At 58.5% G+C, this 15,583-nt stretch carries 15 protein-coding genes and 2 pseudogenes; 7 read left to right on the top strand and 10 right to left on the bottom strand.

All coding sequences use genetic code 11. The features are described from left to right. The first annotated feature begins 8 nt into the window (after positions 1-8). Complete coding sequence (locus tag ISN39_RS21890) at positions 9-761, top strand: IS6 family transposase (protein WP_194730417.1); 753 nt, start codon at positions 9-11, stop codon at positions 759-761. Positions 762-867: 106 nt separating this feature from the next. Here the strand turns inward: ISN39_RS21890 and ISN39_RS21885 are convergent, their stop codons facing one another. Then, positions 868-1,299 (bottom strand): helix-turn-helix domain-containing protein, encoded by a 432-nt coding sequence (locus ISN39_RS21885; protein WP_194730416.1) that lies wholly within the window; start codon positions 1,297-1,299, stop codon positions 868-870. A gap of 89 nt (positions 1,300-1,388) precedes the next feature. Between ISN39_RS21885 and ISN39_RS21880 the strand changes: the two genes are divergently transcribed. Then, positions 1,389-2,204, top strand: coding sequence for an oxidoreductase (locus ISN39_RS21880; RefSeq protein ID WP_194730415.1), 816 nt, complete (start codon positions 1,389-1,391; stop codon positions 2,202-2,204). Positions 2,205-2,479: 275 nt separating this feature from the next. Here ISN39_RS21880 and ISN39_RS21875 read toward each other — a convergent pair whose 3' ends face one another. Continuing rightward, on the bottom strand, positions 2,480-3,157 hold the full coding sequence (locus tag ISN39_RS21875; protein ID WP_194730414.1) for a TetR/AcrR family transcriptional regulator: 678 nt from the start codon (positions 3,155-3,157) through the stop codon (positions 2,480-2,482). 105 nt (positions 3,158-3,262) lie between these two features. Between ISN39_RS21875 and ISN39_RS21870 the strand changes: the two genes are divergently transcribed. The 3 genes from ISN39_RS21870 to ISN39_RS21860 all read left to right on the top strand — a co-directional run bounded on the left by ISN39_RS21870 (position 3,263) and on the right by ISN39_RS21860 (position 5,600). Continuing rightward, complete coding sequence (locus tag ISN39_RS21870) at positions 3,263-4,228, top strand: SDR family oxidoreductase (protein WP_194730413.1); 966 nt, start codon at positions 3,263-3,265, stop codon at positions 4,226-4,228. A 104-nt stretch (positions 4,229-4,332) separates the two neighbouring features. After that, entirely contained in the window at positions 4,333-4,755 is a 423-nt protein-coding gene (locus tag ISN39_RS21865) for a DUF2147 domain-containing protein (RefSeq protein WP_348651977.1), read from the top strand. A 440-nt stretch (positions 4,756-5,195) separates the two neighbouring features. Further along, positions 5,196-5,600, top strand: coding sequence for a hypothetical protein (locus tag ISN39_RS21860; RefSeq protein WP_194730411.1), 405 nt, complete (start codon positions 5,196-5,198; stop codon positions 5,598-5,600). 185 nt (positions 5,601-5,785) lie between these two features. On the opposite strand, the gene ISN39_RS37680 is transcribed toward ISN39_RS21860, so the two are convergent. Both ISN39_RS37680 and ISN39_RS36555 read right to left on the bottom strand, forming a co-directional pair. Further along, positions 5,786-6,658 carry a methyl-accepting chemotaxis protein gene (locus ISN39_RS37680; protein WP_281438322.1) on the bottom strand — a complete coding sequence of 291 codons (873 nt, stop codon included), beginning with the start codon at positions 6,656-6,658 and terminating at the stop codon, positions 5,786-5,788. Between the two features lie 77 nt (positions 6,659-6,735). Beyond that, positions 6,736-6,913: pseudogene (locus tag ISN39_RS36555) on the bottom strand (DNA mismatch repair protein MutT); the annotation flags it as partial. A gap of 4 nt (positions 6,914-6,917) precedes the next feature. Here ISN39_RS36555 and ISN39_RS21850 point away from each other — a divergent pair. After that, positions 6,918-7,216 (top strand): annotated as a pseudogene (locus ISN39_RS21850) (penicillin-binding protein); the annotation flags it as partial. A gap of 119 nt (positions 7,217-7,335) precedes the next feature. On the opposite strand, the gene ISN39_RS21845 reads toward ISN39_RS21850, so the two are convergent. The 5 genes from ISN39_RS21845 to ISN39_RS21825 form a co-directional block, all read right to left on the bottom strand. After that, positions 7,336-8,970: an FGGY-family carbohydrate kinase gene (locus ISN39_RS21845; RefSeq protein ID WP_194730409.1), complete on the bottom strand. Its 1,635-nt coding sequence runs from the start codon at positions 8,968-8,970 to the stop codon at positions 7,336-7,338. Positions 8,971-9,020: 50 nt separating this feature from the next. Next, positions 9,021-9,749: an SDR family oxidoreductase gene (locus tag ISN39_RS21840; RefSeq protein WP_194730408.1), complete on the bottom strand. Its 729-nt coding sequence runs from the start codon at positions 9,747-9,749 to the stop codon at positions 9,021-9,023. Positions 9,750-9,770: 21 nt separating this feature from the next. Continuing rightward, positions 9,771-11,021: a sugar ABC transporter permease gene (locus ISN39_RS21835; RefSeq protein ID WP_194730407.1), complete on the bottom strand. Its 1,251-nt coding sequence runs from the start codon at positions 11,019-11,021 to the stop codon at positions 9,771-9,773. Further along, complete coding sequence (locus tag ISN39_RS21830) at positions 11,018-11,836, bottom strand: ATP-binding cassette domain-containing protein (protein WP_194730406.1); 819 nt, start codon at positions 11,834-11,836, stop codon at positions 11,018-11,020. Before ISN39_RS21830 ends, ISN39_RS21835 begins: the two co-directional genes overlap by 4 nt. A 73-nt stretch (positions 11,837-11,909) precedes the next feature. Then, positions 11,910-12,956, bottom strand: a complete 1,047-nt coding sequence (locus tag ISN39_RS21825) for a sugar ABC transporter substrate-binding protein (RefSeq protein WP_194730405.1) — start codon at positions 12,954-12,956, stop codon at positions 11,910-11,912. Positions 12,957-13,238: 282 nt separating this feature from the next. On the opposite strand from ISN39_RS21825, the gene ISN39_RS21820 reads away from it, so the two are divergent. Beyond that, entirely contained in the window at positions 13,239-14,285 is a 1,047-nt protein-coding gene (locus ISN39_RS21820) for a LacI family DNA-binding transcriptional regulator (RefSeq protein WP_194730404.1), read from the top strand. Between the two features lie 232 nt (positions 14,286-14,517). Here ISN39_RS21820 and ISN39_RS21815 read toward each other — a convergent pair whose 3' ends face one another. Next, entirely contained in the window at positions 14,518-15,558 is a 1,041-nt protein-coding gene (locus tag ISN39_RS21815; RefSeq protein ID WP_194730403.1) for a glycerol-3-phosphate dehydrogenase, read from the bottom strand. Between the last annotated feature and the right edge of the window lie 25 nt (positions 15,559-15,583).

Genomic DNA, 15,583 nt, shown 5'->3' with positions numbered 1-15,583 from the left:
GCGTGTCAATGATTCTGAATGCCATTGCTGAGAAACTGAAGCGCCAGTCGAAGGATGACTTCAAAGGGCGGCATTTCGAGGCATGGCTTATCGTGCAGGCAGTGACCTGGTATCTGCGCTATCCGCTCAGCTATCGAGACCTTGAGGAGATGTTCCGAGAGCGCGGCTTCGAGGTCGACCACAGTACAATCAATCGCTGGGTTCTCGCCTATGCGCCTATGATCGAGAAGCGGCTGCGCCAGTTCCGCAAACCGCATTGCGGCTCCGTCCGGATCGACGAGACCTACGTCAAGATCCGCGGCAAGTGGCGCTATCTGTACCGCGCCATCGACAAGCACGGAAACCCGATCGACTTCCTTCTGACTGCAAAGCGCGACCTCGATGCCGCCAGGCGTTTCTTCAGCAAAATGCTGAAGGACGAGCCTTTGATGTCGCCACAGAAGATCGGCACAGATGGCGCCAACACGTTCCCGGCCGCAATAAACTCATCGGTCGGCGACCGGCTGCTCCATCCCGATCCCGTGCACTATGTCACCAAGCATTTGCAGCAGGGCATCGAGAGCGACCATTTCAGGGTGAAGAAGAACATGCCGAAGATCGGCGGATTCCAATCCTTCAACACCGCGCGCCGAACGATCGCTGGGTTCGAAGCGATGCTGTGGTTGAAGAAGGGCTTCGGCTTCACTGGCGATTGGACCGTCAACGATCAGAACGACCTGCTCGCGCGCCTCTTCGGACTTCAAAAAGTTAATAAAGCGTGAAGCGCACCCCATTCAGGGGTGAACTGCGGGTCGAACCTAAATTTGCGACAAGCCCTTGCCGAACCATTCCGATTCACGAAATACGTAGCGTCTCGGCATTGATGACTTACTCGGGCGCGACGATACAAATAGCACGGGTCCCGACCGGCGCACCGGTCGACCGGTCAATGGTGACGGGATCGATCTCGGTTCCGGTCTCGGCGTCGAAGAAGCGGATCACCTTGCCCCCGCCACGATGTTTGCGTCCCCACGCCCCGATCGCAAACAGCACCGGCAGAAAGTCGCGGCCGGCTTGTGTCAGCACATATTCGTCCCGCGGCGGACGGTCGGAATAGCGACGTTTCTCCAGCAGTCCATCGTCAGTCAGGGCAGAAAGCCGCGCCGTCAGCATTGTCGGCGCGATACCGAGGTTCTTGCGGAACTCGTCGAAGCGGGTCAGCCCTGCATGGGCGTCGCGCATGATCAGCATGCTCCATGCGTCCCCTACAAGCGCCAGGCTGCGAGCGATCAGGCAGGGGTGGTCCGAAAGATTCTTCATGTTAATATCATTTTCGTAGTGACTTGATATTTTTTTGATAGTAACATTGCGCTCATGGTTACGCCACCACAAAATGGAAGTAGGAGCAAATGAGTAAAAGAGATCGAGGCATTGCCCTGGTCACAGGCGCGTCTTCCGGCATCGGGCTGGTCACGGCACAAGCTTTGCGGCGCGACGGCTACCGTGTCTTCGGTACCAGCCGAAAGCCGATGCCTGATACCGCAGATGGGATCACGATGCTGATCTGCAACGTGATCGACGATGCCTCCGTGCAGAGTGTCGTCAACGAGGTCGTAAGCCGAGAAGGGCGGATCGATCTTCTCGTCAACAATGCAGGGATCGGACTGCTTGGCGGCGCTGAGGAATCTACGACGGAACAGGCTAAGGCTGTATTCGACGTCAACGTGTTCGGGACCATACGAATGACCAATGCGGTCCTGCCGGTGATGAGACGGCAGCGTAAAGGCCGGATCATCAACCTCAGTTCCATACTCGGGCTGATCCCCGCTCCCTATAATGCACTCTACGCATCGACGAAGCATGCCATTGAAGGCTATTCGGAATCTCTCGACCACGAAGTGCGGACGCAGGGCATCCGCATCGTGCTTGTCGAGCCCGGTGTGACGCGCACTTCCTTCGAAGAAAACATTACGCGACCCGACCGGCCGCTCACTATCTACGACACGGTTCGCGCCAACGCTGAGAAACTCATGCGCGAAATCGTCGCCAAGGGCGATGCACCAGAAATCGTCGCCAAAGCCGTCGTAAGGGCCGCCAATGCAGCATCGCCAAAACGGCGTTATACCGCTGGAAAATCTGCAGGACAGATCCGTTTTCTGCGTCGCTTTCTGCCGGAAGCAATGGTCGATAAGAGTCTTCGGAAATTCAACGGGCTTCCCGCATGAGCTCTCATCCTTATCGATCACCATAAAAAGCGCTGCGTCCTGCGGCGCGGCAAAAAAACCGTACCAAGCCGCAGGACAATACGTCTCGGTAGAGCTCTCACCCTTAAGTCGACACAGAAGTCAGCTGACCGTCGAGCTATCGGCCGAGAAGCCCACCCCGCCAGATCGACAGACACTACAATAAGCGCACGCAACTCGATCGGATGCGATCCATGCAGTCCATCCTCTACTTTGAGGACTATCAGGTCCGCACGCCGCTTTGATAGTCGCTCTACTTAGCCGGCTTGATTCGTGCTCTCTTGCGATAGCCCCCGTAGAAGTAGGAGAAGTACGCGCGCAAGTTCGTCGTGGAAGCTGTAACGAAAAGCAGCAAGTTCGGGTGCTTCGAGCACCACAGCTGTCACCGGTGATGGATGTGAAAGCGGCCAAAGCCCTGTAATTGAGATAATGGTTCGATGAATGAATTCCTCACAGGCGGAAATCGATAGGTACGGGGCTCGCTCATGAAGGAAGCGCGCAGCGTCCTGCAACAATTGCAGTGATGATGTCTTGAATTCGCGGACACTCTCGATCGAGACGTTATGTTCGATAATCGAAGGCATTATGCTTGTTAGATGACCTAGGAGCGGTCGAGCTGTGGCGGTCCTTGCGACGGCTTCAGCAATCTCCTCCAGGGCAATGGGATGGCTCAGTGCGGAAAGTTCTGCTCCCAGGGCCTCGTACCACAGATCCCCCTCCTCCCGCAGCAATTCCAGCAGAACTGCTTCTCGGCTTTCAAAATAGCGGTAGACATTGGATTTGGTCATTCCGGCATGCCGAGCTAGCTCATTGAGACCAAAAACGGGCGTACCCGAATTCTCGCTGAGCAGTGCTCGCGTCACCTCCAGCAAATGAACGCGCCGCTCCTCCTTTTGCTCCGGGCGACGGGCGCGCTGAAATTCAACTGGCGTCATTTCGATCTCCTGGCTTGACAAGAGCCCATCGGTCTCTTATTTAGAGACCATCGGTTTCTTAACCGGTATTTACCCGATCGTCATAAAAATGGAAAGCTTTTCGTTATGGCAAAAGCCCCTCTCATGGTCCGTCCGGAATTGCTGTCTCGGAACCTTGCAGGCAATATATATATCGTCACAGGTGCAAATTCAGGCATCGGGTTCGTCACCGCCAAACAACTGGCAAAGCAGGGCGCCACAGTGATTATGGCCTGCCGTCGTATAATCGACGGCGAGCGTGCCGCTCGGGAAATATCCAATGACCACCCCAAGGGCAAACCCGAAGTAATGAAACTTGATTTAGGCAGCCTTGCCTCCGTCCGCGCCTTCGCGGCACTGTTTCAGCAGCGCTACAACCGCCTTGACGGGCTTGTGAACAATGCCGGCGTCATGAACACCCCCAAAGGCTGGACAAGGGATGGTTTCGAAACCCAGTTTGGCGTGAACTATCTCGGTGCTTTTCTTTTGACTGCACTGCTGACGAACCTTCTCAAGGCGAGCGCGCCTTCTCGCGTCGTCAATGTGTCAAGCTCCTACCACGAGCAGGCCATGGGCCGCGTTGGCTCTATCCACTTTGACGATCTGAACTACATACGGCGGCGCTTCGATAGTTGGGAAGCCTATGCCCAATCAAAGCTAGCGAATCTTATGCACGCACGAGAATTTGCTCGGCGATTGGACGGGACTGGGGTCACTGCCGTAAGTCTAAATCCCGGCTTCGTACGGACCAATCTCGTCAAATTGCCAGTCCCCCCCTCCGCTGCAAAAATTCTGACCTTCATTCTGACTCCGGTCCTTCGGCTCGGTGGTATGATTGAGCCTTGGGAAGGCGCGCAAACCACGCTTCATGCTTTGCTGGCCCCAGAAATTGTTAATCAGAACGGCGCGTATTTCAGTCAAATCGGTCTCTACAAGGACAAGGCTTCGCGCCGCGGTGGATGGCCGATGCGCTCGCCCAATCCTGCCGCCTATGATGATGATGTAGCGCGGCGTCTGTGGGACGTGAGCGAGACGCTCGTCGGTCTGGCATGAGGTCGGCCGAAAGCCGCGCCAACTACCAAAGTAACCCTGCCACCACTTCCCGATATGGAGATAGGTCGATGCTTAGATTTGAAACCGCAGGCGCTCTCGCGCTTATGCTCGCCACAGCAGTCATGCCCTCGTCAGCTTGGGCCGACAATACGTCCCCTGTTGGCTTGTGGAAAAACATTGACGATGCCACGGGAAAGCCGCGGGCGCTGATCCGTGTGACGGAAACGGCTGGCACACTGCAAGGCACGGTCGTTAAGGTGTTCCCCGGCCCCACGGAGGATCAGAATCCGAAATGCACAAAATGCGAAGGCGCTCGCAAGAATGCTCCGATCGTCGGCATAGTCATGATAACCGGCATGAGGAAGGATGGCGACGAATACTCGGGAGGTGAAATTCTCGATCCGGAAAACGGCAAAGTCTACAGCAGCAATATGCATCTACTCGACGGCGGCAAAAAGCTGAGTGTGCGCGGCTATATCGGCGTGTCACTGTTGGGCCGTTCACAAACCTGGATACGGCAGGAATAAAAAGCGATTTTCCGCCGATGCTTCCACCCGCATCGGAGTCGACCGTGCTGAGCACTTTGCGCGTCTTGAGAACGACCTCGTGCCTGTGGTGCGGCACAATGGGGGCTCTGGGAGCCATCTGCGACAAGAAACGGGCGCAGCCGTCGACATCATCCAGGCAGATGTCACAGGAGCAAGGAGCTTGAGAGGATGGAGAGGCGGCTGCGCGACGACATCCTGCGGACCGCCCCATTAACACGACGGCGCGTGTGCAGCTCTCCAGCACTTCGCTCCCCGCCTTGCAGAGGCAGGCAATGGCGCCATCATCAATATCGCTTCCGTCGCGGGCGACCCTTGCTCACGCAGGCGGTTTAGGCCGAGGTCGCCGTTTTTTCTCGCCAAGCAATAGATCTCACGACGTCATCGTCTTACGGAAAAACTGGAGCAGGAGACACCATGCCATGAAACTGACCTTTCGAACTGTCGCAATTCTAATCGCGCTGAGCTTCTTCGCCTTAGCGCTTACGTTGATGTTTACACCAAATCTCTTGCTCGCAGACTGGGGCCTCGAAAACACGTTGTCGGTTGGCGTCATTTGCCGTCGCGCGGCGGCGCTGTTTGCCGGAATCGCTGTCATGTTCTTCTTGGCCAGGAATGCAGAGCCCTCGGCGGCTCGATCGGCTTTGATCAACGGGTTGGTAGTTTCCTGTTTTCTCTTGGCGGCACTTGGAGGCCTTGAACTGGCGCTCGGCCATGTCACTCCCAGAATCCTGGTGGCCGTTTTCATCGAGGTCGTGTTCACCCTAGCATTGCTGCATGTGGGCCGCGCTGCCGATCCTGTAACTCAAATGCATCTCGACCGGTGAATTTCCGAGGCGCGCTCCGCGTTGCTCGCAACGCTCAGTGGTAAAAGCACTGGAGATCGCCCGGTCGGTGGCGGACAGCAGCCGCTTCCTCGGCGATCGCAGCGTAATGGTGCGTTGACCTTTCCACTTCGTTAATCGCGGTGCTCACTTGCTCAATCCGGCGAGTTGGTCGCTTGACGATTGCGCTACGGCACCCATATGAAGTTCCATGGTTGCGACGGAAACGGAGATTGACGACAAAGCTGTTCTGACACGCCATCAGCGAGCGTGACGCCAACGGCAATTTCGGATGTCGATGCGTCGATCAGGATCTTTATTTCTTCGCCTGCACAAGCCGAACGCCGTGGAAGCTCACGTACCTCATGGGCAGCCACCGCAAAACCCTTGCCGGAGTCACCGGCTCGTGCCGCCTCGACGCCGGCGTTCAGCGCCAGGAGATCTGTCTGAAAGGCGATCTCATTGATCACGCCTAATATTGTGGAAATCTCGCGAGAACAATTTTCGATGCGCCGCATCGCGGCCTCCATGTCCTCGGCGACAAGAGCCGTGGCAGCGGCATTACCATTCGCGTGATGCGTCAATGACCTTGCATCCTCGACCCTCCCCAGCCAACGAGGATCCAGAGATTGTTGACCGTCGCCTCCGCTCCCGCCTCGCGCAGGGCCGCAACGATGGCTGCTACATCGGTCGGAGTATCCGGCTGGGCAAAGGCCGGACTGGTCAACAGGAACGGCTGATCTTCGGCGAGCCTGGCCCGTGCCCCACTTGGTACGGGCAATGTCGGCGATCTCCTCTAGGCGGTCGCGGGTGTATACCTGGTCGGCCGACGAATGCCAAAAGTGCCCTTCCAGGGCGTGTCCTTGGAGTTGTCGTCGGAAGAAAAAGCCGCCATTTCCCCCGATCACACCGTCCACGGGCCACATGCGTGCCATCTGATCGCAACAGCCTGCCGGAGCAGCCGTTACCGGAATGACTTTCACTCCATTTGCCTGCAGCTGCTCCAGCGCATCGTAGGTCGCTGCGGATAGTCTTCCGTGATGTGTCGGCGTTTCATCCATATCGGTAAGGACTCCGCATTGTCGGCCTCGGAGAGCGGCCCTCATTTGGCGCTCGGTCCGTGCGCTTTAATCAGATTTCATTGTTTTCCACTCGGTTTGAATTCCACAAGAAGCAAACTTCAGCTCAATCTCACGAACGCGTCTTGCTGCCTCGCCCGGACAGACCCATGCCAAGGTTCGTTCACCTCGCTCCTTAAAATTGCCGTTCACCTTCGAAACCTCGATCGAGAAAACATCAACGATGCATGGAGTGACCCGCGCTCCCTACCAGTCCGATCTCGTCGGGCTCCTGCAGTTGGCAGTCGAGCCGCGGGCACCGGGCGTGGAGCAGATCCCGGCACGTTTGCGGCCGGCAAGACCGGTACCAGCCAGAACAACCCTGATGCCTGGTTCGTCGGCTGCACGGAATCGCTCGTCGTCAGTGTCTGGGTCGGCGATGATGACGACGCGCCGATGAAGGGGGTGACGGGCGGCGCCCTGCCAGCGCATATTTGGCGGGACTTCATACGCGAGGCGACGGCAGAGCCACTGAATGGAGTGCGATCGACAGAAGCGGCAAGCGGTACCCAAGGCGCGGCGGATTCGGCACGGCAAGTGACCAATGCCCCGCGAGGGGGATGAGATTATACGGTGAGTCCGTATGTGAGTCGCCCGATCGGGGCGGGTCTCAGCAAAACTCAACTATCTTTCAGCCCTCTGGCCAGCTTCTGTAATGCAGCAAAGGCCGAGTAACGTTTGGCATGAATCTCCGCCAACGCGCCCACCGCCGGCCCATAAACATGCGCGGGACTGCACAACCGTTTCATCGCCGAGACTACGTCCGGAAAGGCACCGCCCGCAACCGCTCCAAGGATCGCCGACCCAAGCAGAACCGGCTCTTCCGATACGGTCCCCACCACCGGCGCGCCACAGGCGTCGGCAAGTATCTGTCGGACCAGTTCATGCTGCCCCGCACCGCCACTGATGACGACGCTTTCGATATGCGCACCGGCTTGAGCTTGGGTCTCGATGATCTGTCGCAGACCGTAACCGATGCCACAGAGCCCTGCCACATACAGCGCCACGAGACTGTCGAAACCGCGTTCCATGCCAAGGCCTGCGATCACCGCTCGGGCATGCGGATCGGCAAAAGGCGCGCGATTGCCAAGAAATTCGGGAACGACATGCAGGCCCCTTGCCAGACGTACGGCCTCAGACGTGGTGCCGGCTTTTTCAGCGGCGGCATTTGCGATCAGGACCGGTAGCGGCACACGTCGTTGTTCTGCCATTGCATGCGCTTCGACTGCGGCAGGATGAAAGTCCAGCAATTGATCGATCGCCGCACCGGCAGCACTTTGTCCCCCTTCATTGAGCCACATGCCAGGGACCATGGCTGAGTAATACGGTCCCCAAACACCCGGCACGAAGACGGGCTCGATGGTCGAAGTCATGGTACAGGACGAGGTTCCGAAGACGTAGGCGAGATTGGCTCCCGGGCGGCCACCGATACCAACCGTGCCGATGCCTCCAGCATGAGCGTCGATCATACCAGCGGCGACTGCAGTTCCTGACTGCAAACCCATGGCCATCGCAGCCTCCGCCGTCAGCCCCTGTCCTAGCGGTGTTCCTGGCTCGACGATGCGCGTGCCGATCCGGGCGAAGCCTTCGTCGGCAAGCGACCCGAGACCGATTTCTTGGAAATAGGTTGAGTCCCATCTTTGCTCGTGGGCGAGATAGGTCCATTTGCAGGTCACGGTGCAGGTGGAGCGCGCAAGGTCGCCGGTTGCCTTCCAGGTGAGGAAATCGGCGAGGTCGAAAAATTGCCACGCCGCATCGAACGTTTCCGGACGATTCTCCTTTAGCCAAAGGATCTTCGGCGTCTCCATCTCCGGCGAAATCCGTCCGCCCACATATCGCAGGACATCGTGCCCCATATCGTTGATCCGTTCCGCCTGGGCGAGAGCGCGGTGGTCCATCCAGACGATGATGTCGCGGTTGGGATTCTCCGACGGACCGACAGCGAGGGGGCGCCCGCCCTCGCCGAGCACGACCAGCGAGCATGTCGCATCGAAACCAAGACCAATGATCGCCGCAGTATCCACCCCGGCAGCCGTGACCACCTCGCGGATAACAGTACAGACGGCGTCCCAGATCTCAGTACTCGACTGCTCGACAATGGTGCCGGCTTCCCGGAAGAGGGAAATGTCGCGCTTGGCCACCGCCAGCAGCTGGCCCGCCAGATCAAAGAGCCCGGCACGTGCGCTTCCAGTGCCGACATCGACGCCGATGAGATAGCGTGAGGCGGGCGTCGTGGTGTTCGCTGCGTCGATCATGATTGGCTCTTGCATATCTTGGGATGTTGGGAAGGTGCCGTCGGCGTCGATCAGAGATCGACGCTGTTGGGCAGGATGACGAGGTCGCGGATGGTGACGTTGCGAGGGCGAGACAGCATGAAGAGCACAGCATCCGCTACTTCCTTCGGCTGCATCAGACTGCCATTAGCTAGTGCTTCCTCCATCTTGGCCTTCGGCCAGTCATCGAGCAGAGCGGTGACCACCGGACCAGGCAGAATTGCGCCCACGCGCACCCCATCCTTTGCGACCTGTCGGCGGGTCGAATGAACAAAAGCCTGAACGGCGAATTTCGAAGCCGTGTAGATCGGCTCCCAGACAACCGGCACTACACCGGCAATCGAACTGGTGAACAGGATGTCGCCCGACTTTTGTGCGATCATGTGCGGCAGCACTGCGTGAACCGAGCGGAAGGCGGCGTTGATATTAAGGCTGAGCATCCGGTCCCAGGCATCCGGATCGCCTTCCGCGACCGGACCGCCAATATATCCACCGGCATTGGCATGGAAAATATCGAGACTGCCCGCGACCTCGAGAATGCGCGGCAGAATGCCGGACAATTCTTTACCGTCGAGCAGATCGACCACGAGCGGCTTGGCGCGGTCTCCGAGTTCCGCGCACAGCGCTTCGAGCTTTTCCTTGGCCCGGTCGATCAGCACCACGGTTGCGCCTTCCGCCAGCAGGGTACGGGCGCATTCCAGACCGATGCCCGATGCGGCGCCGGTGATTGCGGCAACTTTGCCCTTCATGAGTTCAGCCATGAGATTTCCTCCAGTTTGTTGTTAGGCACGGCCATGGCTGACACGCGAACGGCGTGCAAGCGAGTCGACGATGACAGCAATCGCCAGCACGGCGCCGGTGATCATGTAGCGCAGGGACGAACTGAGATTGAGCAGGGTAAGGCCATTGGAGATCGCCTGGATGACAATGATGCCTAGCAGGGCCGAATAAGCGCTGCCACGGCCGCCAAACAGGCTTGTCCCGCCGATGACGGCTGCCGCGATCGCATTCAGATTGACATCGCCAGTGCCGGCCTGCTGGCTGGATGATGCCAGGCGAGATGCCGAGAGGATGCCACCGAGGGCGCCCAAGGTCGAGCAGAGCATGAAGGCGCTCAGATAGATGCGACGGACATTGATGCCCGAGCGGCGGGCCGCTTCACGGTTTCCGCCGACGGCGAACATCGACCGCCCCCACTGCGTCTTGGTCAGCGCATAGTTCAAGATGACGACCAGCGCGACGAACAGGCCGAACATCCACGGCACGCCGCGGCCGAGGTTCAGATAATAAACAGCGAATTCCAGAGCGACCGTTAGCACGGCCACCTTGACCAGGAGATTGCTCAACGGTCGCGAGGAGAGATTGACCGATTGCCTGCGCTTGCGAATGGCAAAGCCGGCAATGACCATGACGAGACCCGGCACCAATGCCAGAGTATGCGACATCCAACCCGGCATCACCAGGATCTGACCGAAGCGCACCAGGGGTGAGGCATAGGGAAGATTGATGCTTCCGGTCGCACCAAGGATATAGAGCTGCAAACCGAGGAGTGCGAGTAGGCCTGCAAGCGTGGCAACGAAGCTCGGCATGCCCAGTCGGTTGTACATAAGCGCGTAGAGCGCGCCGACCAAAGCACCGGTGGCGAGCGCCGCGAAAACCGCGACGATGACAGGCAGACCCGAGTTGACCCAGAGCACACCGATGATAGCTGATGACAGGCCGCTCATCGAACCGACAGACAGGTCGATCTCGCCCAACAGTAGAACGCAGACGATGCCGAGCGAGATGATGCCCACGGTCGCGCAATCGAACAGCAGATTCACGAGATTGTTCGGTGCCAGGAAGATCGGGTTGAGAATGCTGAAGACCGTTGAGATGACGATCAGCCCCACCGCCACCGGCAGCATGCCGAGATCGCCGGAGCGCACGCGATTAATGAAACTCCTGAGCATGCCGGCCAGGCCATCATCATGTTTGACCCTGATGTCGCCGCGGTCCAGGGCCTGATCCTTGTTTGACATTTTCTCGCTCATACGACGCTCCCCCTGCTTTCGTTTTGGCCCACCTTACGATCCAGGCGGCGCGACACGGAGTTTTCCGTGGCTCCGGTGATGGATGCGACGAGTTCCTGATTGGATGCGTCGGGGCTGAAGATGCCGTTGTTGCGCCCGAGACGCAGGACAACGATGCGGTCAGCAACCGCACGCACATCTTCCATATTGTGGCTGATGATGATGACGCCTAACCCGCGATCACGGACGCGTTCGATGAGGTTCAGCACCTCGGCTGTCTGCGCCACGCCGAGAGCCGCGGTGGGTTCGTCGAGCATGATTATTTTCGGGTCGAGAAGCAGGGATCGCGCGATGGCAACTGTCTGGCGCTGACCACCTGACAGTGAGGCAATAGGCTCTCGTACCGACGGAATGCGCGCCGCCAGCTCTTTCAAGAGCGTCCAGGCGCGGACCTCCATGGCGATTTCATCGAGATTCCACGGCGACAGTTCATGACCCAGGAAGAGATTGGCGACGACGTCGAGGTTCTCGCAGAGGGCCAGATCCTGAAACACTGTGGCGATGCCGAGTTCAAGGGCGCGGCTTGGACTGTCGAGCGCCACCTCCTGGCCACAGAACTCGATTTTTCCGGACGAAGGCTGGTGAACGCCTGCCAGCACCTTGATCAGGGTCGACTTGCCCGCGCCATTGTCTCCGACGAGAGCAACGACTTCACCGGCACGCACTTCCAGATCAATATCGGTCAGCGCCGACACCGCACCAAAATTCTTTGAGATATTGGTGAGCCGGAGAATGGGACTATCTTTCTCCGGGTTCGCCCTGTGTTCTTGCACCATGGTTTGACGCTCTTTTTAGGTTCGGGGTATCTCCGACCACGCCTTGGCGCGGCCGGAGATCTCGGGAGAACTATTACTTGGTAATGCCGAGCTTTTTGCAGCCTTCGGCGTATTCACCGGTGCAGACCTCGTCAGGAGTCTGGATCTTCTTGTCGAAGACTTCCGCCTTGATGTTGTCTGCCGTCACGACGGCCGGCACGAAGAGTTCGGACGGCGTGTCGTAAAGCGAGGTCTTCGCCTTCGGCTTTTCGCCCTTCAGAAGCTGTACCGCCACCTTGGCAGCAGCGGCAGCCACGATTTCCGACGGTTTGGAAATCGTGTTGTACTGATCGCCGGAGATGATCAGCTGCAAGGCTGCGATTGTCGCGTCATTGCCTGTGACGGGCGGAACAGGGTTTACGCCTGCAGCCTTGAAGGCAGCGATCGCGCCGCCACCCGTGCCGTCATTGGCGGCGACAACGCCCTTGATATCTGCGCCAAAGCGGGTGATCTGACCGGCGGCCCATTCCTGGGCCTTCGGCGGCGCCCATTCCGGGGTGTCGAATTCCGCAAGTGTCTTGTAGCCGGAATCTTTCAGGCCGCGATGGATACCGTCACGGATAAGGCCAGCCGCCGCGTCGGTCGGAGAGCCATTGATCTGCAGCAGGCCGGAGCCCGCTGCAACGCCGCTTGCCTTGAGATGCTGAACCAGTGACTCGGCGATGGCATGACCGATGCCTTCATTATCGAAGGACACATAGAAATCCGCCGGCTTGGCAGGGATCGGACGGTCATAGGCAATGACCTTGACGTCCTGGGACTGTGCGATCTCGACGAGCGCGGCCGCAGCGGCCGAGTCGACCGGGTCGATCACGACAACCTTGGCGCCCTGGGCGATGACCGAATTGAACTGCTGCTGTTGAAGCGCCATATCGGCATTGGCATTTTGGTAGATGACCGTGCATTTCGCGCACAGCTTGTCCATCTCCGCCTTGAACCCTGGATAGTCATGGTTCTCGTAGCGCGTCGACGCCTGGTCCGGCATCAGGAATGCGACCGTAGCGGCGTCTTGCGCATAGGCCGAACCGGCAATCATGGCGGCGGCAGCAACCGACACCCTCATCATTGAACGGAATTCCATTGTTTCCTCCTTTTGAAATCATAACACGTGCCGAGAGGCGCGTTCCGGTTTCATGTCCAAGCCTCTCCTCACGCCTTGCTGCAGAGGCAGCAAAGCGTGCATATCACCGCCCCCGCCAACCCAGGTCGACGCGGGTCATGATCGTGGATCTTCCCGGACACCTCCCGGTCGACTCTCCACAGCCAACCAACTTCATCGATTGAGCATCCGTGCTCAATCGATGAAGCAACAATTGCCACCTTCCTTCAATAATGTCAAGCTGCGATCGAAGTGGAGATATCAGTGAATCAGGACAGGCCGACAAAAAAGACCACGATCTATGATCTGGCGGAGCTAGCGGGAACGTCGGCCAGCGCTGTCAGCGCTGTGCTGAACGGAAATTGGAAGAAGCGCAGAATCAGCAGTCAATTGGCGGAGAAAATCACCCGGCTCGCGGAGGAGCAGGGGTATGCCATCAACATGCAGGCTAGCCTGCTTCGACGGGAGAAGTCGAAAATCATTGGCATGATCGTGCCCAAATATGACAACCGCTACTTCGGATCGATCGTCGAGACCTTTGAGACCATGGCACGCGAGCGAGGTCTTTTCCCGATCATCACCTGTACCCGCCGCGACCCTGAACTGGAGGTCGATGCGGCCCGGACCATGCTTTCCTATCAGGTCGAATGGCTGGTCTCGACTGGCGCCACGGATCCCGACCGCATCAGTGATATCTGCGGGGCCGCGGGCGTGGGAAGTCTCAATCTCGATCTGCCCGGCACCAAAGCGCCTTCCATCATTTCCGACAATTTCACCGGCGCCAGAGAATTGACGCGGCGCATTCTCGTCAACAGCGAGCGCAAGCTGGGCGCGGCTCGCCCTCTTCTATTCATCGGTGGCCGCGGCAGCGATCACAACACCGCAGAACGCGTGCGCGGTTTTCGCGCGGCCCATGCCGATATCGGTGTACGGATCGACGAGAGGCATATCCTGACCTGCGGATACGCACCGGAAAAAGCCGAGATGTCTCTTCAGGCGCTGGCCATGGTAGAGCGTGAGCTGCCGAGCGGCATGTTCGTGAATTCCACCATTTCGCTCGAAGGCGTCATGCGTTGGATCAGGCGCTCGGGCCACTACGTCAATCACACCCCGGTTATGGGGTGCTTCGACTGGGACCCCTTCGCGGCACTGCTAGGCGACGAGATCGAGATGGTGCGCCAGGACGTCCAGGGCATGCTCAACGCCGTGTTCGAGGTCATCGACAATGGAGTCACGGGCCCCTCGCTGATCGAGATCCCGCCTATCTTCGTGGATAGCAACTACGCCCTCATCAATGATCCAATGGCGTGAGAGGCATCGAGCCGATCGCACCGGCGTCTTGATTTCCGTTGCGAGCCGGGCACCCACTGCCTCGACGATTACCTGCCTGCTCACCCTTTGGAGGGGGCGCTGTCCATCGTCCGCGGCTGCGATACGCAAACTTCTCCAAACCATGGACAAAATCGACCGCCCCTTCAAAGGAGGTGGCTCGGTTGTCCGGAAAGTTCGAAGCGTTTCTTTGATAAGTGGATTTCGGCCCCGTTTACCGCACAATCAAATTCGCAAAGTCCAGCACAAACGATTTCTGCTCAAGAATCGAATCCATAATGGCGAAAGTGAGCGGAAAATAGTCGTCACTTTCCATCTTAATAGCCGCATTGCCCAAAATCATCGTTGCCAAGGCGCGGGCCGTGTCCACGCCTTCCACCGTTTCGCCCGCCAGTTCGTTGGACATGAGGTCCATGATGGTTTGGTTGCGGCCCAGACCGTGGCCAAGCCGGCTGTTGCGCCCGCCGCCGACGGTGACATGCAGATCGCCCAGTCCGGCAAGGCCGAACGCGGTGGCGGGATGTCCCCCCAGCCTTTCGCAAAGTCTCGCCATCTCAAGTGTTGCCTGGGTAAAAGCGGCCGCCGTTGGATTTTTCGATTGTCCACCCCCGCGTTTTTTGTCGGGGTATCGTGTCTGCATGGCGCTGACGCCAATTGCAAAGAAGTTTTTGAGGGCGGCGCAGGCTTCGACACCGGTATCATCGGTGGTAATCGACAGCCGATAATAGTCGGTCCGCATCAAAGCAGCGAAACGTTCGGCAACCTGCAGGTCCTTGCAGGCATAGATGCTGGCCGTCGGCTGACGGTTGGCGAGTTCGCGCGCAATGCACGGACCGCCGATCCCGATGAAGGCATGCATTTGGCGCAATTGTGGAGGAAGCGTTTCGGCATAGGTCGCCAACCCCTCGCCCCGGACAGCGAGCCCCTTGGTCACGAACGCCACCGGCAGTCGATTGGCCATCAGATTGTTCAGGACATCGACCGCCCACCCTATGCCCGGGCTGCTGACACCGACAATGACAATGTCCGCACCCTCCAGATGCTCCGGTCCCAAATCATCAACCGATATCGCTGTGACAAGCCGTGAACAGGGCTCGTCAAGCTTCGGATGGCTCCCACCGCGGCGGTGCAGTTCGGCGATAACTTTGCGGTCCAGCGGCGTGCCGACAAGCAGAACGTTATGGCCGTTGTCCGTTGCCGGCACTGTCAGCGCTGTCCCCATCACACCGGCACCGAGAATGACTATTTTCGCCACGATCCTGATCCTTTGGCTCTCTTCG

This window comes from Rhizobium sp. 007 (assembly GCF_015353075.1).
In the GTDB taxonomy this organism is placed as follows: Bacteria; Pseudomonadota; Alphaproteobacteria; order Rhizobiales; family Rhizobiaceae; genus Rhizobium.
Note: the sequence above shows the minus strand (reverse complement) of the source record. Positions and strands in the feature narration are given on the sequence as shown.

Excerpts from the sequence above, each read along its gene's own strand:
- ISN39_RS21890 (WP_194730417.1), top strand. The coding sequence starts at position 9 with ATGATTCTGAATGCCATTGCTGAGAAACTGAAGCGCCAGTCGAAGGAT.
- ISN39_RS21885 (WP_194730416.1), bottom strand. The coding sequence starts at position 1,299 with ATGAAGAATCTTTCGGACCACCCCTGCCTGATCGCTCGCAGCCTGGCG.
- ISN39_RS21880 (WP_194730415.1), top strand. The coding sequence starts at position 1,389 with ATGAGTAAAAGAGATCGAGGCATTGCCCTGGTCACAGGCGCGTCTTCC.
- ISN39_RS21875 (WP_194730414.1), bottom strand. The coding sequence starts at position 3,157 with ATGACGCCAGTTGAATTTCAGCGCGCCCGTCGCCCGGAGCAAAAGGAG.
- ISN39_RS21870 (WP_194730413.1), top strand. The coding sequence starts at position 3,263 with ATGGCAAAAGCCCCTCTCATGGTCCGTCCGGAATTGCTGTCTCGGAAC.
- ISN39_RS21865 (WP_348651977.1), top strand. The coding sequence starts at position 4,333 with ATGCTCGCCACAGCAGTCATGCCCTCGTCAGCTTGGGCCGACAATACG.
- ISN39_RS21860 (WP_194730411.1), top strand. The coding sequence starts at position 5,196 with ATGAAACTGACCTTTCGAACTGTCGCAATTCTAATCGCGCTGAGCTTC.
- ISN39_RS37680 (WP_281438322.1), bottom strand. The coding sequence starts at position 6,658 with ATGGATGAAACGCCGACACATCACGGAAGACTATCCGCAGCGACCTAC.
- ISN39_RS21845 (WP_194730409.1), bottom strand. The coding sequence starts at position 8,970 with ATGATCGACGCAGCGAACACCACGACGCCCGCCTCACGCTATCTCATC.
- ISN39_RS21840 (WP_194730408.1), bottom strand. The coding sequence starts at position 9,749 with ATGGCTGAACTCATGAAGGGCAAAGTTGCCGCAATCACCGGCGCCGCA.
- ISN39_RS21835 (WP_194730407.1), bottom strand. The coding sequence starts at position 11,021 with ATGAGCGAGAAAATGTCAAACAAGGATCAGGCCCTGGACCGCGGCGAC.
- ISN39_RS21830 (WP_194730406.1), bottom strand. The coding sequence starts at position 11,836 with ATGGTGCAAGAACACAGGGCGAACCCGGAGAAAGATAGTCCCATTCTC.
- ISN39_RS21825 (WP_194730405.1), bottom strand. The coding sequence starts at position 12,956 with ATGGAATTCCGTTCAATGATGAGGGTGTCGGTTGCTGCCGCCGCCATG.